19 protein-coding genes and 1 pseudogene are annotated in these 19,769 nt (G+C 34.6%); 2 read left to right on the top strand and 18 right to left on the bottom strand.

Annotated features, from left to right (window positions below; all coding sequences use genetic code 11):
* Positions 1 to 431: 431 nt before the first annotated feature.
* Both OMO38_RS13635 and OMO38_RS13630 read left to right on the top strand, forming a co-directional pair.
* The gene (locus OMO38_RS13635; RefSeq protein WP_264750751.1) at positions 432 to 1,112 is read left to right on the top strand and encodes a DUF4197 domain-containing protein; all 681 of its coding nucleotides are present in this window, start codon (positions 432 to 434) and stop codon (positions 1,110 to 1,112) included.
* 38 nt (positions 1,113 to 1,150) lie between these two features.
* Positions 1,151 to 1,456, top strand: coding sequence for a DUF493 domain-containing protein (locus OMO38_RS13630; RefSeq protein WP_264750750.1), 306 nt, complete (start codon positions 1,151 to 1,153; stop codon positions 1,454 to 1,456).
* Positions 1,457 to 1,508: 52 nt separating this feature from the next.
* Here the strand turns inward: OMO38_RS13630 and OMO38_RS13625 are convergent, their stop codons facing one another.
* The 18 genes and pseudogenes from OMO38_RS13625 to OMO38_RS13540 all read right to left on the bottom strand — a co-directional run bounded on the left by OMO38_RS13625 (position 1,509) and on the right by OMO38_RS13540 (position 19,763).
* Positions 1,509 to 1,859, bottom strand: coding sequence for an ArsC/Spx/MgsR family protein (locus tag OMO38_RS13625; protein ID WP_264750749.1), 351 nt, complete (start codon positions 1,857 to 1,859; stop codon positions 1,509 to 1,511).
* Positions 1,860 to 1,946: 87 nt separating this feature from the next.
* Positions 1,947 to 2,561, bottom strand: a complete 615-nt coding sequence (locus OMO38_RS13620) for a deoxynucleoside kinase (protein ID WP_047446061.1) — start codon at positions 2,559 to 2,561, stop codon at positions 1,947 to 1,949.
* Between the two features lie 42 nt (positions 2,562 to 2,603).
* On the bottom strand, positions 2,604 to 3,506 hold the full coding sequence (locus tag OMO38_RS13615) for a hypothetical protein (protein WP_264750748.1): 903 nt from the start codon (positions 3,504 to 3,506) through the stop codon (positions 2,604 to 2,606).
* Positions 3,507 to 3,593: 87 nt separating this feature from the next.
* Complete coding sequence (locus OMO38_RS13610) at positions 3,594 to 4,619, bottom strand: glutaminyl-peptide cyclotransferase (RefSeq protein WP_264750747.1); 1,026 nt, start codon at positions 4,617 to 4,619, stop codon at positions 3,594 to 3,596.
* Positions 4,620 to 4,647: 28 nt separating this feature from the next.
* Positions 4,648 to 5,670, bottom strand: a complete 1,023-nt coding sequence (locus OMO38_RS13605; protein WP_264750852.1) for a glutaminyl-peptide cyclotransferase — start codon at positions 5,668 to 5,670, stop codon at positions 4,648 to 4,650.
* Between the two features lie 84 nt (positions 5,671 to 5,754).
* Positions 5,755 to 6,090, bottom strand: a pseudogene (locus tag OMO38_RS13600) (VOC family protein); the annotation flags it as partial.
* Positions 6,090 to 6,515, bottom strand: a complete 426-nt coding sequence (locus OMO38_RS13595; protein ID WP_264750746.1) for an SRPBCC family protein — start codon at positions 6,513 to 6,515, stop codon at positions 6,090 to 6,092. The gene OMO38_RS13595 and the pseudogene OMO38_RS13600, both read right to left, overlap by 1 nt.
* Before the next feature lie 106 nt (positions 6,516 to 6,621).
* Positions 6,622 to 8,232: a Na+/H+ antiporter gene (locus OMO38_RS13590; protein ID WP_264750745.1), complete on the bottom strand. Its 1,611-nt coding sequence runs from the start codon at positions 8,230 to 8,232 to the stop codon at positions 6,622 to 6,624.
* A 116-nt stretch (positions 8,233 to 8,348) separates the two neighbouring features.
* Positions 8,349 to 9,353, bottom strand: coding sequence for a bestrophin family protein (locus OMO38_RS13585; protein WP_264750744.1), 1,005 nt, complete (start codon positions 9,351 to 9,353; stop codon positions 8,349 to 8,351).
* A gap of 33 nt (positions 9,354 to 9,386) precedes the next feature.
* The gene (locus tag OMO38_RS13580; protein ID WP_264750743.1) at positions 9,387 to 10,061 is read right to left on the bottom strand and encodes a DUF2490 domain-containing protein; all 675 of its coding nucleotides are present in this window, start codon (positions 10,059 to 10,061) and stop codon (positions 9,387 to 9,389) included.
* Between the two features lie 114 nt (positions 10,062 to 10,175).
* Positions 10,176 to 10,568: a DUF1398 domain-containing protein gene (locus OMO38_RS13575; RefSeq protein WP_264750742.1), complete on the bottom strand. Its 393-nt coding sequence runs from the start codon at positions 10,566 to 10,568 to the stop codon at positions 10,176 to 10,178.
* 116 nt (positions 10,569 to 10,684) lie between these two features.
* The gene (locus tag OMO38_RS13570) at positions 10,685 to 11,134 is read right to left on the bottom strand and encodes a VOC family protein (RefSeq protein WP_264750741.1); all 450 of its coding nucleotides are present in this window, start codon (positions 11,132 to 11,134) and stop codon (positions 10,685 to 10,687) included.
* A 106-nt stretch (positions 11,135 to 11,240) separates the two neighbouring features.
* The gene (locus tag OMO38_RS13565) at positions 11,241 to 11,612 is read right to left on the bottom strand and encodes a VOC family protein (RefSeq protein ID WP_264750740.1); all 372 of its coding nucleotides are present in this window, start codon (positions 11,610 to 11,612) and stop codon (positions 11,241 to 11,243) included.
* Positions 11,613 to 11,729: 117 nt separating this feature from the next.
* Positions 11,730 to 12,128 carry a hypothetical protein gene (locus OMO38_RS13560; RefSeq protein WP_264750739.1) on the bottom strand — a complete coding sequence of 133 codons (399 nt, stop codon included), beginning with the start codon at positions 12,126 to 12,128 and terminating at the stop codon, positions 11,730 to 11,732.
* 2 nt (positions 12,129 to 12,130) lie between these two features.
* Positions 12,131 to 12,601, bottom strand: coding sequence for a hypothetical protein (locus tag OMO38_RS13555; RefSeq protein WP_264750738.1), 471 nt, complete (start codon positions 12,599 to 12,601; stop codon positions 12,131 to 12,133).
* Between the two features lie 11 nt (positions 12,602 to 12,612).
* Positions 12,613 to 13,068: a DUF1569 domain-containing protein gene (locus OMO38_RS13550; protein WP_264750737.1), complete on the bottom strand. Its 456-nt coding sequence runs from the start codon at positions 13,066 to 13,068 to the stop codon at positions 12,613 to 12,615.
* 164 nt (positions 13,069 to 13,232) lie between these two features.
* Positions 13,233 to 13,721, bottom strand: a complete 489-nt coding sequence (gene eco, locus OMO38_RS13545) for a serine protease inhibitor ecotin (RefSeq protein ID WP_264750736.1) — start codon at positions 13,719 to 13,721, stop codon at positions 13,233 to 13,235.
* A 42-nt stretch (positions 13,722 to 13,763) separates the two neighbouring features.
* On the bottom strand, positions 13,764 to 19,763 hold the full coding sequence (locus OMO38_RS13540) for an alpha-2-macroglobulin family protein (RefSeq protein ID WP_264750735.1): 6,000 nt from the start codon (positions 19,761 to 19,763) through the stop codon (positions 13,764 to 13,766).
* Positions 19,764 to 19,769: the final 6 nt, after the last annotated feature.

The raw sequence follows: 19,769 nt of genomic DNA, 5'->3' as shown, positions 1-19,769 counted from the left end.
TTAATTTTATCTTGTACAAATCAAATGTGTTAAGTCTTCTTAACGAAGATGTTTTTCTTTATTAAAGGAAGACCTGCTCAAAAATATAAAAAATATCAGATGATGTTAAATTTAGTTAAATAATTTATTAACAACCTATTAAAATGAGAAATATCTTAAAAAAAACTAAATTTTAATAAATTCTGCAACATAATATTTTAATATAGATAAATATTTCACATTGAAGCAAAGCACATATTTACTGAAAAATGCACCAAAACAAAGCTCTAATGTCTCATTTTTGTACAATCCACTCATTTGAATCAGTAATTGTCCAGAGATGCTGTTGAGTGGATAATTTTAGATTCAAATAATATCAATGTAATTTTTTGTTAAACACGCAATTGTATTTACCTTTGGTGCAGTTTTTGACAGCGTTAAAAAAATTGAAAATGAAAAAATATATAATTGCCGTTGCTTTAGTTTTTGGTACCGGCGCAGTAATCACTACAAGTTTACAGTCTTGTTCCACTTTGGCAACTTCAGACTTAGGCTTAGCAGTAATCAAGAGAGTTTTGCTGGGTGGCATTAATAAAGGGATGAGTATCTACGGAAACAAAGAAGCATTTCTTCAGAACAATTTGGTAGATAAGGCTTTGCCAAAACAACTGCGTGACATCAATACCACTTTAGAAAAAATAGCTCCATCAATTGTTGCCAAGGAGAGGGAGTACATTGCCGATGCAGCTGTGTACACGGTAAATATTTCAAGACCTATTTTGGAAAATGCAGTGAATAGTTTAAATGCTCAGGATGTGACAAGAATCATTCAGGGTGAAAAAGGGACTGCTACCCTTATCTTAAAAGAGAAAACGTCTCAGCAACTTGTTGCAGCCATCGCACCGAAGGTTGAGCAGGAGCTTAATAAGTATGGAATTGTGAAAACGATCAATACTGCTTTATCGGGAAGTAATCTTTTGGGAAGTCTTTTAGGTGGTGGATCCAGTAACAACGTTAATGCAGGTGGATTGAGCATGCTGGCATCAGAACAGATCGTGAATGGATTATTCAATATCATTGAAGATCATGAAAAGCAGAATTCAGCATCACTTCTGGGACCGCTTGGAAAATAATTAAATTTTCAGTATATTTATATAAATAAGTATCAATAATGGACATATTACAAGGAAATCAGCACGCAAATCCTGAAGAATTTTACATATCATTAAAAGAAAAACTTGAAGGTCATCACGATTTTCCTGAGGATTATCTTTTCAAATTTATTATTCCGACAGACGACGCAAAACTAACCGAAATATATAAGGTTTTTGACGGTATTAAATTTACACTTGGTAACCGTGAAAGTAAAAATGGAAAATATACAGCATGCAACATCAACGCATTTGTTTTGGATGCAGATCAGGTTGTAAGAATTTATAAAGAAGTCGCCAAAATAGAAGGCGTCATCTTATTGTAAAAAGAAAAGTCAGCAAATAATGCTGACTTTTTTATTTATGAGATTGAATTATTTACTGTTCTATAAAAAATTTTACATTCTCTACAGGTCTTCCAAGCATCGCTACAGAACCTTTGATGAGGATTGGTCTTTGAATCAGTGACGGATTTTCAGACAGAATTTTCAGCCACTCATCTTCGCTAAAGTCTTTTCCGGCGTATTTTTCCAAATAGAGTTTTTCTTCTTTTCTGATAATGTGAAAAACATTTTCATTGAGTTTTTTCAAAACCGTTTTCAGCTCCAAAACACTCAGTGGATCTTCTATCATGTTGATAATTTCAAACGGAACTCCGTTTTCGTCCAAATACTCTAAGACGGCATTTGACTTTGAGCAATTTCCGTTATGCAGAACTTTTACCAGCATTTTTTTTATATTTAATTTTATCTTTCTGGTCTAAAACAAATTTAGCACCACAGTCGTTATAGATCTAGATTTTTTCAGAATAAAATTTTAAAACAGACCGTTCAGTTCTGTTTCAATTTTTTCTAAAATCAATCCGAAATCTTCAGGCTTTTCAACAAAATCAAGATCATCGACTTCTATAATCAGAAGTTTGCCTTCTGTATAATTTGAAATCCATTTTTCATACTTCTGATTCAGTTTAGACAGATATTCTATGCTGATTGAAGCTTCGTATTCTCTTCCTCTTTTATAAATTTTCTTCACAAGATTCGGAACATCAGATTTTAGATAGATCAACAAATCCGGAGCGGAAACAAAAGTCTTCATCAAGTCAAAAAGAGATGCATAATTTTTATAATCTCTGTCTGATAAAAGTTTCATGTCATTCAGGTTTTCAGCAAAAATGTGAGCGTCTTCGTATATCGTACGATCCTGAATAATATTTTTACCACTGTCTCTGATCTCTTTTACCTGACGGAATCTGCTTCCCAAAAAGTAGATCTGTAGCGCAAAACTCCACTTGCTCATATCTGCATAAAAATCTTCCAAATAAGGATTGTGATCTACATCTTCAAACTGTGCATCCCAACCGTAATGCTTTGCCAACATTGTGGTGAGTGTTGTTTTTCCTGCTCCAATATTCCCGGTAACTGCAATGTGCATACTTCGTCTTCTGTATTATTTATTTTAAATATTTATCACAAACTAAAAACCAAGATTCTGAATTTCATCTAAAAGTTTCAGCATATCCGGTTTTTCAGATTTTTCGTTGATCAATTCTTCCACCGTTTTTTCTGTATCATTTTTTTTACTTTCAATGACGGTCTGTACTTTATCTCTAATCTTTTCCAGGCTGTAAAGATAAAGTTTGTTGCCTCTGATTTCAAAATAAGCAAGGGAGTTTTTTTCCACAATCTGCACATCAGAGTCTTCAAATATTTTTACCAGTTCTTTTTCCGGAATATATTTAAAAACAGAATTTTTAGCTACAATCAATATAAATTCATTTTCTCTTCTTAAACGCTTCCCATTTTCAACAGGAGCTTCATATAATTTTTCAAATTTCAGATTATAAACTTTAAACTGATTTTTAGTTAAAACATAAACTTTGTTTTCAAAAACCAGCAGATCGATCAAATCGTCAAAACTCGCATCAAATGGATAGGAGTTGATGGTTGTATCATTTCTGAAATTATATTGGAGAAGACGCTTCGTGCTTTCATCCAGCAGCCAGATTTGCTGTAGATCTTCGGCATACGCATGTTTGATGTAAGTGAATTTCTGCTTAAAATCTATTTTCTGTATTTCATTTAAATTCTGATCAACAAACTTCATTTCCTGAGCATTTTCAGAGAAAAGTGCAATGCTCAAAGGATTCTGAACACCCTGAACCCGGAACGGAACCGTGAACATTAATTTCCCAAGCTGCTTGCCTACAGAATCGTATTTTGTAAAACTGAAGTCTTTATTTTTATACAGATAAATATTCCCGTAATCGTCTGCAAAAAGATCTCTTACTTCTTTGATTCTCAACGTATCAAACGGAAGAACTCTCTGCGCGGAAATTGAACAGAAGATAAGAATCAACAATAATTGTAATAATTTCAAAAAAAATCTATTTTACGAATGATAGCGCTCCATAGGAACGCTACCAATTTACATTTATTTTGTTTAAAAGAATTAAATAACTTAAAATTATTTAGCTGCAATCTCATAAATTTTTGACCATTTCTTACCTGTCACTAACATATTATTACCTTTAAAGGCAATTCCGTTTAACACATTTTCAGTATCAGCATCAAGAAAAGGTTTTGCAATTTTGCTAAAATCAAACTTCCCCACAACTTCGCCATTAGCAGGATTAATTTTTAGAATTATTGGCTGGTGCCATATATTTGAATAAATAAATCCTTGATGAAACTCCAATTCATTAAGTTGATTAAATATATCATGACTACCGCCTACTGATAAAATTTTCACAATTTGGGAAGCATCATTTATATCTAAATAGTAAAGCTTATTTGATCCATCTGTGGCAACAAGATTTCTACCGTCGAAAGTTAAACCCCAGCCTTCCACCATTAAATTAGGAATTAGGAATTCAGAAATCTTCTTAAAAGTATTTTTATCATATATAAACCCTAGTCGATTCTTGTAAGTCAATTGAAAAATCTTATCTCCTACTATTGCACAGCCTTCTGAGAAAATTCCAGCCGGCTGCTTTTCAATCATCGCTGGCAAGGTTTGACCTAGCTTATATTTTATTAACTGTGACGAACCGTCCAATCCGTCACTTTCGTAGATCATATCACCATCCATCAGAAACCCTTCCACAAAATTATTTGCATCATGAGGATATTCAGCGACGATGTCGTATGAAATATTTTTCTCAGGATTTCTGGTAAAAACATTTATCGTAGCATCCTGATTCAGTGTCTCTCCATCTTTTGTTTTAACTTCCAGTGTAATCCTGTTTTCACCAAAAGTAAAATACCGAGGATCTACAGTAAGATTATCTGTTTGTTTATCCCCAAAACTGATGGAAATACTTTCGGCATTTTCTAAAACATCTTTGGGAAGATCAAGTTTATCTCCAAAATGAAAAGCTTTCTGCTCAGCCGCTACGTTATATTCTTCTAGAGCACTGAGAATTTTCTGTTCTTTATTACAAGATATCAATGATAAAATTGAAACAAAGCTGATCATGAAGAGTTTCTTCATTTAAATCTATTTATAATTTTGTAAAAAATTATTTAGCTGCAATCTCGTATATCTTCGACCAGTTTTTACCGGTGATGACCATATTATCACCCTTGAAAGCAATTCCGTTTAATACATCATCACTTCCTTTGGTATTCTGTTTTGCAATTTCTGTAAAATCATACTTACCAACGACCTCACCGTTTGCAGGATTAATTTTCAGAATAATTGGTTTCTGCCAAACGTTTGCATAGATAAAACCTTTGTAATATTCCAACTCATTTAACTGATCGTAGATTTCAGAATTTCCGGCAACAGAAATATATCTAACTACTTTGGAAGGATCACTTGTTTTAAGGAAATACAGGTTTTTGGTTCCGTCTGAAGCAATTAAATTTTTGCCATCGTAAGTTAATCCCCAACCTTCGCCCATCACGTCCGGATAAGGAAATTCGGACAGTAAGCTTAGAGAATTTTTATCGTAAACAAATCCCTTTTTATTTTGCCACGTTAACTGATAAATTTTATCACCAACAATTGCACTTCCTTCAGAAAAGATATCTTCAGCCTGCTTTGTAGAAGCAATTGGTGTAGTATCACCCAAATTATATTTCAGAATCTGAGAAGATCCTCTCTGACCGTCGCTTTCGTAAATTGTATTTCCTTCGATCTGAAATCCCTGAACAAAATTTGCCGGATTGTGCGGATATTCTGCCACCACTTCATAATTAATATTCTGAACCGGATTTTTTGTAAAAACATTGATTGTAGCATCCTGAGACAGGGTTTCTCCACCTTTAGTTTTAATATTAAAAGTTACCGCGTTATCTCCTAAAGTAAAATATTTTGAATCTACTACAAGATTTGAAGTTTCCTTATCTCCAAAACTGATGGAAACTGATTCTGCATTTTCTAAAACATCTTTTGGCAGATCAAGCTTATCACCAAAATGATACCCTTTGCTTTCCATAGAATTGTTATAATCGGCTAAGGAATTAAGTATTTTTTTATCGTTATTACAAGACACGAACAACAGAAGTGCTGCAAAACCTACTATTATTTTATTTTTCATCTTTATTTCTAAAATATTCCCCAAAAATAGCAAAATTTGTTCCTCTTTACTAATTTCGGAGACAGGTTGACCGAATTGTAATATGTAACCATTGTTATCATAGATCGCAAATTCTCTGACCCCCCACTCAAAAGTTTCAATACTATAACAGATTTTTGTTATGGTGTGAAGGTCTTTCCAAAGGTCATCTACATGGTCTACATTAAAATAAAAGGATCCTGAAAAGCAAATCCTGTCCATTTTTCCATGTTCATTGGGTCTTGTGAGCATAATCTGTACACCGTCTTTTGCTAAAAACGCCCAATGCGCGTCGATGTTGGCATCAACAAGAGTGAAATTTAAGATATGAGTATAGAATCCGATAGACTCTTCCAAATTTTTAGTCCAGATAACAGGATAGAGAGATTTAAATTTTATCATTATGTTTGCAAATAAAGATTCAGACTCTGTCCGATGATGGAATTCCAGCCCTGTGTAAAACTTTCTTTAGAAAAACCTTCTCCCAAATCTTTCAGCTTTTCTGTTCCTTCGTGCGTTAAAGTAATGAGAGTGCCACTGTCATCAGATTTCAATTCCCAGGTAACAAAAGTTTTTTCTTCAGAAAATGTAGGATAGGTCCATGTATGTTTCAGTTTCTGATTTTGAATGACTTCAAGAATTTCAATTTGGTGCAGATATTTTTTCTCCTCACCAGGCTCATAAAATTCGTAAACCTTTCCTACCTCAGCTTCAAAATCTGCAATATCAAAATACCATAACGGCAGTTCTTTTTTATCCGTCAGCGCTTGCCAAACCCTCTCAACAGATTCATTGATTTTCTTTTGTACGATGATTGAATTTTCCATGTGAAATGTATTTTGTTGTAAGGCTTATTTTAACTCAAATCTTGCAAATATATTTTCAAAGTGAAACTAATCTTCATTAGCCGAAGTATCAGTAAAAATTCAACAACTAATGGCTAAATCCGGTAATTTTTGCTTCATCAAAATCAAGCTGCATCTCAATGGTTCTCATCACATGATCATCAAATGTTTTTTCACGTTTCATGCGGTGAAGTTCGTTTCTCTGAGCCTGAATCACCTGTCTCAAAACATCTTTGTTCTCGTTCATTGCAGTGGCATAATCTACAGCAGAACCCATACACTGAGCTTTGTCAGCAATCAGTTTCATTTCATTTTCCAGCTTGTAAATCTGATGTCTCACGAGACTGTTGCTTTCAGACAGTTCAGAAAAATCTGCAGTCAATTTCTGAAGAGCTGTTTCTTTCAATTTTTTCAGTAAAATAGCTTCCTGCTTTTCTTCCGGCAGATCGCTTCCAGCATCATTAACTTTTAAGAATTTTAAAATCGGCGTCAGCATCAATCCCTGTCCCACTAAAGTTATCAAAATTATCACGAAAGTCACAAACAAAATAATATTCCGGTGCGGAAATGCATCTCCATTGGGTAAAAACGCAGGTATAGAAAGCGCTGCAGCCAGTGAAACCACTCCACGCATTGCTGCGAAACTGATAATAAAGGGTTCCCGCCAATCGGGTTTTGGATTTTCGGCTCTCACCTTTTTAGACAAAAACCAGGGAAAATACATTAGAGAATAACTGTAAAGTAATCTGGTAAAAATAATAGCGCCACCAATCACAATGCTGTAGAAAATCCCTTCTGAAATGGTGTAATCTTTCATTGCCGCCACTACAAGAGGCAGTTCTAAACCAATTAAAATAAAAATAATTGTATTCATTAAGAAAATGAGAACACTCCACACATTTCCGGACTGAATTCGGGAGGTATGACTGAGATAGCAGTGCGAGTTGTAAGACATCAGCAAACCACCTGCTACTACAGACAGCACACCCGAGAAATGGAAATGTTCTGCACCCACGTACATTACATACGGAACAATCAGCGTGATTACGGTGTCAATATTTGAATTGGAAGGAATAAGTCTTAAAAAAAATCCGAAAAGAAGTCCAAAGGCAACACCAATAGCAATTCCACCAACTGCCATGCTGAAAAAATCACCAATGGCATCTCTCCAGATAAACTGTCCGGAAATTACAGCCGCTAAGGCAAATTTAAACACAATTAAACTTGAGGCATCATTGATTAAACTTTCGCCTTCCAAAATACTGGTTATCTTTTTTGGAATTTTCATGTGCTTTAAAACTGAAGTAGCAGCCACTGCATCTGGCGGAGAATTCACACCACCCAACAGAAATCCCATCGCTACTGTCAATCCCGGAATGATAGATGAGGATAGATAAGCCACAACAACAGAGGTCAGAAAAACCAAACCAAACGCCATTGAAAAAATCTGCTTTCTCCATTTGTGAAAATCCTGCCAGGAAGTAAACCATGCCGCTTCGAATAAAATTGGCGGAAGGAATATCAGAAAGACCAAATCTGGCTCAATCTCAATATGAGGCATTCCCGGAACGAGACTGATGATCAGTCCGGCAATCACCAAAAAAATTGGATAAGCCACCTTGAGCTTCTGACCTATCATTACGAGGATCATTACAGATAAAATCACTGCAATTGATATGATAACGTATGTGTGAATCATGGTTTTCTGATTTTAGTTAATGTTTGAGTTAGCAGCTGAGCACTACTTCACAATTTCTTTATTATTATGGCGCAAAGATTTTGGTCTTTCCACTCATGATTAATTTATATGATCTTCTAAAGAACAATATTGTTTTTCGGAGTGATCGCAGGCGGAAGATTAGTTTCATCCAACATATCTCTCATATCAATCTCGATTGTACGGCTGATCTGTGTAATCGGGACGTCATTCGGGCTTCCTTCGAAAGGATTTACTGAAGCTTCACCTACACTGTCTAAAGTATGAAAACACCAGGTCACCAAAAGTGAGAACGGAATATTAAACCACAGCGTGTAATTTTCAAACAGAGTGCCTTCTCCCATTTTGTCAAACTCTTTGATTAATCCGAACGGAACAAAAACGATAAACAGTAAAAGCAGATACGTGGTAATGGAAGAAAAATTTCGTGGATAGGGAAAGTTTTTAATACGTTCTGCCTTACCTTGATTATCTGTAAATTTCACCAGCTGCTGATTGATCTGTGACCATTGAAAATCATTGATTTCACCATGTGCATAAGCTTCAGACAGATCTTTACTCTGCTTAGCCATCAGTTGTGTAGCTCTGTTTTTTTTGCTTAAAATATATTGAAGTTCCTGATCAGAAAGATAGTCTTTCAACTCATTGTCGATTATAGTAAGTCTTTCCGGAATATCATATTTCTGAGCGTATTCCTTGAACTGTGCAGTACCCATATTCTCCCAGTTTCTGGATTCGCGAAGCTGAAAGCGCAGTGCAGTAAGCCATGCATAATGACGTTTAAACATCACTTTTACTTTATCTGAATTTTTTTCTGACAGAGAATCCCGTAAAATATATCCGAAACTGCGGCTGTCATTAATAATTGCTCCATAAATCTGTCTTGCTTCCCAAAGTCGGCTGTAACTTGCATTGTTTTTAAATCCGACAATAAACGCCACGGCTGTTCCCATAATCGCAATCGGCTGCCACGGAAACGAAATAAAGGTAAACCCTACATAATAGAGAACAGTAGGAATCGTTGCTAAAATCAATAAAATATAGATGCTTCTCCTCGTCCACATGGCGAATTCTAAAGCGCTGAATCTTTTTCCTGAGTGCATTTTTTTGTTTTTTGTGTTTTAAAGTTATTTAATTTAGTTTTTGGTAAAGGGAATATTGTTGTAAAAACCGATCTGTATCTGTCCGCGGTTTTTGTTTTCCTGAATCTGATTCATGTAACCTGCTTCAATTCTCATATTTTTATTAATGACAAATCCTAAAGCTCCGTACACCCGATTCCTATCGAAGACCGGACTGTCTGCATGCAGAAATATCTCGTTGTAAGCTGAAATGTACAGAGTTTTCGGCAGCATTTCTTTATTGGTAACAGGAATATTCAGGCCTAAGTAATATCGGAATCTCATTCTGAAGTCATCCTGTAAAAAACGTTCTTCTAAACGGTAACGGTGCTGAAGATTGACTCTGCCCAATTTCTGTTTCGTAATATACTGCTGGAAAATACGGTGCTCGATATTCTCAGATTTTTCACCGTTGACGTAAGGCTGGCTCAAAATAAAACCATAACCTAATAAAATATTGTTGTTATTTTCAGTTAAATCGTATCCAATTCCTGTACGGATGAGAAGCTGTTCCAGATCACCGATACCATCAAAGTTTCGGTATTGAATTTCATTATGAAAATTCAGTTTTTTAGTGATCTTATTATTTCCGAAATACATATACCATGCACCCAGATCGCTATTCTGAGCAAAAGAATATGTTGAAATACTTATGAAAATAAGAAGCGTCAACTGCCTGAAAATCTTCATGTTATGTTCTTTTATAATTATTATCTATCGTAAGTAACAAATTTAATACTTTAAATCAATAACGACAAATAATAAGTTAAAAACTGAATTTTCAGACAGTAACAAAAAAGTAACCTATGAAGGAACTATTTCTTCTAGAATATGATTTCCTTTTAAATCAAAATATGTACAGGTCATTTCATTTAAATCCATTTTCCAGCCTTCTACTCCATTTTCTGCGCAGTCTTTACAGAATGTCATATAATCTGTACCTCCCTGCTGGTGAAGTTTTAAACGTAATTTAAAGTTGTCCAGATTAAGATCTTCTGAAACAGACAAAGCTTCATACTTGCTTCCGGTATCTGCAGAATGATTTTCAGAATCAAAATATTCCGTATTGCCATCTGCAACGTAAGCGGTGTAATGGGAAACACCAAGATCTTTGATTGCCTGAATGTACTTAGGGAAGTCGGCTCCACTTTTTACTTTTTGGTGCTCTGCTTTAATTTCTTCAATTGTGAATTTCATTTGTTTGTATTTTAAGTGATAATAAATTTTTAGGAGTGCAAAGATATATTAAAATCAAAACCGACAAAATAAGTGTCGGTTTGTTTTTTCTATTTCGTTTACTCAAAAAATAAATACTAAGGGTGCTGCTCCATTTTCGCAGGATCGTCATAATTCACCATCCAATTTATGCCAAACTGATCGGTAAACATTCCAAAATAGGCGCCCCAGAAAGTTTCTGCAAGAGGCATGGTTATTTGTCCGTTCTGGGATAACCCGTTGTAGAGCTGATCTGCTTCGTCTTTAGAAGCTGCATTGATCGAAACTGAGAAATTGTTTCCCACCTTCAGACTGGAAGCCCATTCACCGTTGGTATCGCTTCCCATCAGAACAGTTTCTTTTGAAATCGGGAGAGTTACATGCATGATTTTGTCCTGATCTTCCTGAGACATTTCTTTTCCTTCCTGCGGAGGCATTTCTCCAAAAGTTCCGATGTATGGAAATTCGCCACCGAAAACAGATTTGTAAAATTCAAATGCCTGCCTGCAATTTCCGTTAAAGGTTAGATAAACGTTTACTGTTGCCATAATTTTTATTTAAAGTTTTTGTGTTTATTTTTTTTGGTTAATGGTTGATAGTTGATAGTTGATGATGAAAATATCTTATCCTATTACTCATTACTCACTCTAACTATTATCTATGCTGGTCTATCAAAATCATATTTCCGTCGGGATCTTTAAGGAAAATATGTTCGGGTCCTGAAGTTGTTTCGTCTGCTGATTTTTCCAAAACAACCTGATTTTCTTGCAGGTGTTTCTGAATATCCCGCACATCATCAAACGCTTCAAGATTTTGAGCATTTTCATCCCAACCAGGATTAAAGGTCAGCATATTTCCGTCAAACATAGCTTTGAAGAGACCAATTAATGTACTTCCGTTTTTCATGATAAGATAATTGCTCTCCATACTTCCGCCCATCGTGGTGAAACCTAATTTTTCATAGAAATCTTTAGACTTATCTAAATCTTTCACGCTCAAGCTGATGGAGAATGCTCCTAATTTCATATGTTGATGTTTTTTAAACCTAAAAAATAAATATCTTTCTCAAAGTCAAACATTTAAGTGCGATAATCTGATATTACTATTTAAAATAATACTAAAATTCAATTTGCTTACTCGTGGTTATTTCTTTGATGAAGCCAATCTATATCCTGCTAACACTAATGTCCAAACCAAAATTCCTAAAATCCAGAACCAAATGGGTGTAGGTAAAACCATCATATTGTAAATGGTAAACGAAAGAAAAATCAGTCCGCAAATAACTGCCGCTGTAGGTTTTCCGTTTTTTGCGATTTTCGTGGAAATAAATCCTGAAACTAACGCTCCTACCGCATATCCCACAATCACCATAAATTTACCGAGGAACGGCAGATTCTCGATGTACGATTTGAATGCTTCCATATCATTTGCCTCCATTCCGGCAGGATAAGGATGTAGAATATGATTGAGCGTTTCCACGCCCCAGATACAGAGGGAACCGGCAATAATTCCTCCGACAACTCCTAATATAACTCTTAACATGATTACTGGTTTTTTAAATTGGTTTTAAAATCTAAAGTTCCATCATAGCTTTTCCAGTTTCCGATGAATTCGATGTATGGATTTTCAATTTTTTCGGTCTTTTTATTCCACTTAAAAGTATAGATAAACTTTCCTGTAAAAATGCCTGAATGTTTGCCTTTGTTTTCTTCAGCCAACTCGTAATCACCATAAACGACCCCTTTTCTCTTTCCGTCTTTGTACTTGGTGATCTTCAACTTGCCTTCATATTTTGAAGTATTGTTTTCAACCAACGAATAGCCGGAAACAAAGTACTCCTGATCATTTTTTCTGTTCTGTTCAGAGATTTCTATTTTCAGTTTAATGGTTTCATTATCAGTCCCGATTGTTCCGATATAAGGTCTTGAATTGTTTGTCCAGACATTGGCAATGTTGGGCATTTGAGCCCAGATAAAACTGGACATCAAGACGAATAGCAGTAAAAGTTTTTTCATCTTTATTTTATTTAAACTCCAAACTGTGCCAAATGATGATTCAAATGTTTTGCAAACATATTGTTCCATTCGTCTGACTTCAGTTTTCCAAAAGAAAACGATTCTTTCTCATGAAAAGCTGATGCTCCCAACTGCTGTGTTTTCTGAATAAACCCGATCAATCTCTTTTTCTCGTCATCAAAACTTCTCCTTCCAGTGATCACAAACTGTGGTGCCGTAGGAGAATCTCTCGGATAGGCTTTATCGCCTACCACTTTAGGTTTCACAAATCTTTTTAAAATAAATTTTGCAATAGATCCGGGTTTTTTATGTTTTTCTGGTTCATAAACCATTTCGTAAGTGATGCAGCAGTGCGCCAACATCTGATCAACCGTCATCCTGCCCCACAAACCGTGTGTATCTTCCACTAAATTATTTATTCTATTGATGTAATTCTGAGCATCTTTCGCATCAAATACGTTTTCCATAGTTTATCAAATTGTATAGAAACAAATATAATATTATTTCAGGTGATTTTAATAATTGTTTTTAATCTTGAGTTGTGAATTACAGAATAAATCATTGCTTCAAATTGCAACAAAAAACTCCCCACAAAATATGTGAGGAGCTGAATATTTTATTTATTTAGGAACTACTTCTGAACCGCTTTTTTCATCGCAGCATCCGGACGTAAAATTCTGTACCGAACTTCCATATCTTTAGGAATGTAAAAAACCAGAGGCAATTTACTGTTGTATCTAACAATTTCAGGTTGTAGAGAAACAAATTTTCTGGTCTTTTTCTGATCCGGACAACCCATCAGCGTACCGCCCGTTTCCCCTTTATATTCTACTTCATAATAATTGTAGCCCCAACCCTGCAAATCCTGAGTAGTTACTTCTCCTAGTAAAAAATGCTTATTGCAATCCAGTAATTTTTCAACTCCAACGAAAAACTCTACTTTTAAATCACTTTCGTTTTTTGCAACTGGCAATTGGATGTACACTTGTTTTAAGCCTTCTTTTGCTTTTGGAAACATTTCAATCTGAAGCTTTTCAAACTTTTCAGTTTTCTTCTGAGCCGAAATATTTGCCATAAAAAATATCATCAAAAAGGCAGATATGGTTTTTAAAAATTTCATAATTATATCAGTTAAAAATGAGTAATTCCTTAAAGTCAAAAATTATTCCACAATTTGCACTTTAGTGCCTTGCGTGTGCGCATTCATTTGCGGTGCGTAATAGTTTTGCATGGTGGTAATTCCGTTTGAGAATTTACCGGATGCATTGGCTACAAAATCATACTCAAACACATATCTTCCTTTCGGCATCGACTGAATATAAAAGTTGGTTGAAGCATCCTTCGTCGACTGGTAATAGCCCAAATTATTTTTCCACTGATAACCGGAAATCACATCCAACGGTTCAAATCCTGCCGCTCTCATATCTTTAATGTGGATAAATTCCATCGCGCGATCGGTGTTTAAAATCATTCTTACCGTCACTTTATCACCAACTTTCAACGGAGTTTCTGCTGATATTTTCTGCAATTCTTCGCCGTTTACTGTTTTGATTTTTCTGTACAGTTCTTTCGTTATGGAGATATAATTTTCAGAAGATTTTATTTTATCTAAATCTTCATAGTACTGCCAGAATAAACCACCCTGAACGATTCCAGCACCTGGTTTAGTTACGGTAACTGTCGCTAAATTCTTATCTAAAACATCAGTTTTCAAAGTTGATTTTACATAACCTGTTGCCTGCGTTTCCGGTTTTACTTCTTTTCCTCCCCACACAATAGTCGCTTTGTCGCTTTCTGCTGAAGTCCATGACTTCCCTGAATTTAGAATCGTAAAAATCACTTCTGATGTTCCTCTGGAACTTCCCCAAGAATTCACTTCTTTCTGCGTAATCAGCCAGATTTTCATCTCTTCGATGAATTTCTGATCGTTTGGTTTTAGTTTATTAAAAGCTTCCAAAGCACCTGCATGATTCACTACTTTTGAACTGAACCATCCCCAGTCATCCAAATTCTGTTTCCAGTAAACACCTTGAGTTTTTGAATCCACTGAAGTTTCTTTTAAATAATTTAATAATTTATCTGAAACATCTTTCAAGCCATAATCGTTCATCAACAAAGCGACACGATACAGTCCGAAGAAAGTAAAATCAGTGATTTTTGTTGTTTTTGCTTTTTGTTTTACCAAAGATTTCAGCGTTGCTCCTTTTTCTTTTAAAGGATATTGTTTTTCCCAATAATTTCTGGTGTCGAGATAATCTAAAGTCCAGTTGTTGATGACATTTTCTTTGCCTGCACTGAGCTTAGCCGAAGTATCATAGTATTTATTGATTTCATTATCAACGTAACCAATCAGTTTTGCAATCAATTCGCTCTGCTCTGATGACTGATAGTCTTTCGCCCCATCTTTTAACCAAAGATTGATTTTTCCTAAATTTTTAAGAATATATAACGAAGTTCCGTAAGAACTCGGGTAACCCTGATACCAAGAGAAACCGCCATCCGGATTTTGCAGTTTTTTGAAATCATCCCAATCCTGACCGATTGAATTTTTCATGGTGTTGGCATCAAACAACAATGCCAGTTTTTGCATTTGCTCTTCCTCATTTTTACTTTCCAAAACCCAAGGAGTTTCATCCAATAATAACTGTTTCAGTTCCTGATTTTTTTCAAGATTTGAATTTAATAATCCTTTATTTTGATATTCTTCAAAAACAGTTTTCAGTTTCGGATTGGCTTTAAAAATTTCAGAAGCCAAAACATCAGCAAACCATTTATTGAAAATTACATCTGCAGAATTGTTCTGATCATTTTTCAGACTTGGAAGCGCAAACATAATTTCCCAAATTGGGTTTGTTGTCAATTCCAGAGTATTTGAAACATTTGAAATCGTTGTTGAATTGGTATTTTTAAGATTTTCCAGGACAAAAGTTTTCGTTTCACCTTCTTTTACAAAAATCGGCAAGGCATCTGTCACTAGCATTCTGTTTGGAAGAATAGCGATTGCTTTCTGTTCGCCATCAGAATACTGTCCTGCTTTGGCAACCACTTTCAAAATAATTGACGAAACATTGTTGGGAACTTTTACTTTCCACGTTAATGCTGAATTTCCGTTTTCATTTAAATCAAAATTCTGAACGCTTGAATTTAAACCAAATTTTGAGGAAATATCTTCATTGGTAAAAGCATCTAAGATCTGTAAACTCGCAGAACCATTTAATTTTTTGCTCGTTAAATTTGATAATTTAGATTGCAGATTCAATTCATCTCCTTCTCTTAAAAATCTCGGATAATTTGGAGTAACCGAAAATTCTTTCTGCGTTATCACTTCTTTCTCCAAAGTTGCTGCTCTTGCGTCTTTTGTGTGAGCAAGGAACATCAATTTCCACTTTGTCAAAGCTTCCGGAGAAGTAAATTCGAAGTTGACGTTTCCTTCTGCATCGGTTTTTAAATCTGGGTAGAAAAATGCGGTTTCGTTAAGATTTTGACGGACTGGGATTTTACTAAGTTCAGCTTCAAATAATTTATTGGGATCAAATACATCTGTATACTGCATTTTTTCAGCTTCTGTCAACTGTCTTCCAGAATTCAAAATATTAATTGCAGCATCATCTACTCTCAAACTCTGCAATTTCATTCTTGAAGGTGCAGGATAAGCAATGCTTGATTCTACCTCCATTGCTGTAGCCATTTTAGGTTTTGGACAACCACTGTATTCTGAATACCCAGGAACTGTAGGACACGCATCAACTCCATCTAAAATACCATCTCCATCATGATCAAGTCCCGATCCTAGAAATCTTCCGTCAAACCAGTTAAATTGCGGAACTGCTACAAATTTCTTATTATAATATTCAGTTCTTTTCTGATAATTTTTCTGCAATAAATATTCTCTAATATCATAAGAACTATTATATGAATAAGGCATATACAATTTTTCCCAATAAAAAGTATTTACATCAAACTGATCCAAAGACATGTCATACATATTCGCTAAAACTTCAGCATTGACTTTTTCCTTGTCATTTCCTGAAATTTTTACCGACCATTTTTCTTTAGAATTGGGCTCTATTTTATCTCTAAATGTCACTTTTTCTATTTTCAATGGCTGTTCGGTATCTTTTATTTTTAAATTAACTGTTTTTGTCTGTACATCATTGAAAGCAACAACCTGAAACTGAACATTAACACTGGTCACACTTTTTTCTCTCGGAACAATAATGCTATATTCTAAAATTCCATTTTTAAATTTCTGAACTTCGGAAATCGTTTTTCCTAATCCATCCTGTATGAAAACATTCGCCAAGGCATCAGGAATTGCAGAATACACAAAGATCTTCGCCTTTTCACCTCTTGAAAATTCATCTTTAGGTTCTAAAACAGTTAAGAAAGTTTTCTGATTTGGTTGTAAAGTTTTTTTATCCCAAACACTGAAGTTCTGAGTTGATTTTATCGTGTCTTTCCCTTCGATATTATATAACTCCAACTGATAATCTCCGGCTTTTAATTTTCCTAAATCAAGATTGTTTGGTTGCTTTTCACTGTCAGTTGTTGGTTGCTGAGTCTTTTCAAAAACAATTGTTGACTTCCAATTTTCAAATTCATCATTTTTATCAAACAGATCATGTGGGAATTTGCTGATAAATTCTTCTTTTGAAAACTTCGGTAAATTCTGAATTTCAGTTTTAAAATTATCTCTGAAAATCCTATTCGGAGCTTCAAGTTTTGATAATTTTACTTCATACGATTTTTTCAGGTTTTGTTCGTTGTAATTTTTGGTTTCAACTTTCAGCTTCACATTTTCATCAGCAAAAGTATTTTTAATATCATCAGTTTTTATGTAATGAGAAACTGAGGCAACTTTCAGATTCGTGTTTGCCGTTTGTGTTTCTCCATTGATGTCAGTTGCAGAAGCACTGATTTGGTAATTATCAATTTGAATCCCTTCTAATTTTTCATCTTTTTTAAGATCTAATTTTATGGTAAACTCCCCTTTTTCATTCGTTTTCACATCTCCAAGAATCGAGTTCTCATTATCGTTATCGTTGGGATACCATGGGAAATATCTCCAACGGATATTTTGCTTTTTGATTTCGTAAGAAACGTATGTATTGCTTAATGCAACTCCGGAAAACATCATTGCTTTTCCTTTCAGTTCAATGGTTTGTCCGTATTTATATTCCTCTTTTACCGGTTCAAAAGTGACTTCAAATTTCGGGCGCTTGTATTCTTCAACCTGAAAATACCTGTACCCACTTGAATTTCCATCTGTTGAAATGGTAAAACTCCCGTTCAGTTTTCCTTTAGGCAACATAAAACTTCCATGGTAAGAACCAAATTCATTGGTCGTAAAATCCTGAAAAGAAACCTCCTGATTATTAGTGTCTTTTAAAGTTATTTTCTGCTTTAAATTAGATACAACAGATTCAATATCCTTATCAATTCTCGTATTAATTACTTTAAAATAAACGGTCTGACCCGGTCGGTAAATGGAGCGATCTGTAAAAATCTGAGCTTCGGTACGGATTTCAGCATGAGGATTATACTCTACAACATTTCCCCGATTACCATACACTTCCATGATCTGAAAGTCATTCGTCTTAGGTTGCTGAATTAAAAATGTTCTGTAGTAATCTGTACTGGCTGTTGCCGGAAATTTGAAGACACCTTTTTCATCAGTTTTACCTGCAATCTTATTTAAAGTTTTATTTTCTACAAACTCATAGAAAGTCAGATTTTCATTGTTAACAGGCTTTCCGTTTTCTGCACTCACTAATTTTAATTCATTCGAAGATTGGTTTCTGTCATTCTTAGATTGATAGATAATCTTATGATTTGAAACAAAAAAATGAAAATTCTGGTTAGAATCTAAATCTTTTTTATCGGACCCAGCAACAGAATATTCTGCAACATAAATTCCTGAAGGCAAAGATTTCACTTCAAGTGAAGTTTTGTGAATCTGATAATCTTTTGGGTCAGACAAACTAAAAGTTTCTTTTTTCAACAAAGTTTTTTTGACCTTTGCGAAAGCATTGTTGTAAGGATTTCTCGCATATTGCATAAAAGAAAAAAGATCATCTTTCACTTCATAGATACTTAAAGAAAATTCTGAAACATTCTTAAACTCCGCAACCAAATGAATCGGTTTATCCGCTTGCGTTTGCTGTTCGTATTTAATGCTTAGATAAGGATTAGCAATTTGATTCTCTTTATTTTTTATATTATTTAAAAAAGCAGATTTCGGAAACTGAGTTTTAGCCTGATTTGCAATTGCGAGCGCCTCTTTCTGTTTATTTTTAATGACTAATTCATCCATGATTTCTTCCATTACGAGAACTTTGTAATCGCCATCAATATTGGATTTAGCTAAATTCTGAAGTTGCTCTAGTTTATCTTTACATTGACTAAACTGGCAATTCTCAGATAACTTCTGGTGCATAAAATACAGCTTGGCATTTCCCTCATTTTGAGTAATCAGTTCATCAAAAATAGTATTGATCGTACTTCTGTTTTCAGTTAATTCATTTTTTGTATACAATCCGCTGTCAGATAAAAAGCTTACTTTTTTAAGTGAGTACCAATCCAGCAAAGTCGGGAAATATGAAATATCAGTCGTATTAGAAAAAGCATCTTTGTACTTTCCAAGAGAAACTTTTTTCAGCGCCTGACTTTGTTGATCAAGCTCATTAAAATTTTTGTTTAAATAATTTTTAAAATCAAGTTTACTCCACGTTTCAATCTGAGAAACATCCTGAGAATTCATATTGGTTCTTCCGTTAATCTCCCAGGAATGCTCATTGTAATAATCCAACAAAAAACCCGACATCATAACTTTATAGAACAATAAATCATCTCCTTTCAGATTTTTTTCCACATTCTGAAGTTTTACAAAAAATTGGGAAGCCGAATTGTTTTTATCATCATCAGAAGTTTGATTGACAATTATAAATTCCGTTTTTAAAGAGCGGATTAATTGCAGAGCATTATTTTCTTTCATGGCTTTGTTTTGTATCTCTAAAATAGTGGGCAGATTAGATTTATATGTTCCTTTGGCTGAATTTTCCTGAACTTTTTTCCACTGCTGGTCGTAGTAGCTCTGTGAAAAAACCAGTGAAAAATTCAACAACAGAAGGATTGGGAACAAAATCTTGGAATATCTTTGCATATGTGT

Source organism: Chryseobacterium kimseyorum (assembly GCF_025971945.1).
Lineage (GTDB): Bacteria > Bacteroidota > Bacteroidia > Flavobacteriales > Weeksellaceae > Chryseobacterium > Chryseobacterium kimseyorum.
The sequence above is the reverse complement of the archived record's forward strand: the minus strand, read 5'-3'. Positions and strand labels throughout refer to the sequence as shown.

Bases quoted from the DNA above. Each gene is read 5' to 3' on its own strand.
- OMO38_RS13610 (WP_264750747.1), bottom strand. From the start codon at position 4,619: ATGAAGAAACTCTTCATGATCAGCTTTGTTTCAATTTTATCATTGATA.
- OMO38_RS13635 (WP_264750751.1), top strand. From the start codon at position 432: ATGAAAAAATATATAATTGCCGTTGCTTTAGTTTTTGGTACCGGCGCA.
- OMO38_RS13585 (WP_264750744.1), bottom strand. From the start codon at position 9,353: ATGCACTCAGGAAAAAGATTCAGCGCTTTAGAATTCGCCATGTGGACG.
- OMO38_RS13570 (WP_264750741.1), bottom strand. From the start codon at position 11,134: ATGGCAACAGTAAACGTTTATCTAACCTTTAACGGAAATTGCAGGCAG.
- OMO38_RS13580 (WP_264750743.1), bottom strand. From the start codon at position 10,061: ATGAAGATTTTCAGGCAGTTGACGCTTCTTATTTTCATAAGTATTTCA.
- OMO38_RS13605 (WP_264750852.1), bottom strand. From the start codon at position 5,670: ATGAAAAATAAAATAATAGTAGGTTTTGCAGCACTTCTGTTGTTCGTG.
- OMO38_RS13625 (WP_264750749.1), bottom strand. From the start codon at position 1,859: ATGCTGGTAAAAGTTCTGCATAACGGAAATTGCTCAAAGTCAAATGCC.
- OMO38_RS13595 (WP_264750746.1), bottom strand. From the start codon at position 6,515: ATGGAAAATTCAATCATCGTACAAAAGAAAATCAATGAATCTGTTGAG.
- eco (WP_264750736.1), bottom strand. From the start codon at position 13,721: ATGAAATTTTTAAAAACCATATCTGCCTTTTTGATGATATTTTTTATG.
- OMO38_RS13540 (WP_264750735.1), bottom strand. From the start codon at position 19,763: ATGCAAAGATATTCCAAGATTTTGTTCCCAATCCTTCTGTTGTTGAAT.
- OMO38_RS13575 (WP_264750742.1), bottom strand. From the start codon at position 10,568: ATGAAATTCACAATTGAAGAAATTAAAGCAGAGCACCAAAAAGTAAAA.
- OMO38_RS13550 (WP_264750737.1), bottom strand. From the start codon at position 13,068: ATGGAAAACGTATTTGATGCGAAAGATGCTCAGAATTACATCAATAGA.
- OMO38_RS13560 (WP_264750739.1), bottom strand. From the start codon at position 12,128: ATGTTAAGAGTTATATTAGGAGTTGTCGGAGGAATTATTGCCGGTTCC.
- OMO38_RS13565 (WP_264750740.1), bottom strand. From the start codon at position 11,612: ATGAAATTAGGAGCATTCTCCATCAGCTTGAGCGTGAAAGATTTAGAT.
- OMO38_RS13590 (WP_264750745.1), bottom strand. From the start codon at position 8,232: ATGATTCACACATACGTTATCATATCAATTGCAGTGATTTTATCTGTA.
- OMO38_RS13630 (WP_264750750.1), top strand. From the start codon at position 1,151: ATGGACATATTACAAGGAAATCAGCACGCAAATCCTGAAGAATTTTAC.
- OMO38_RS13620 (WP_047446061.1), bottom strand. From the start codon at position 2,561: ATGCACATTGCAGTTACCGGGAATATTGGAGCAGGAAAAACAACACTC.
- OMO38_RS13555 (WP_264750738.1), bottom strand. From the start codon at position 12,601: ATGAAAAAACTTTTACTGCTATTCGTCTTGATGTCCAGTTTTATCTGG.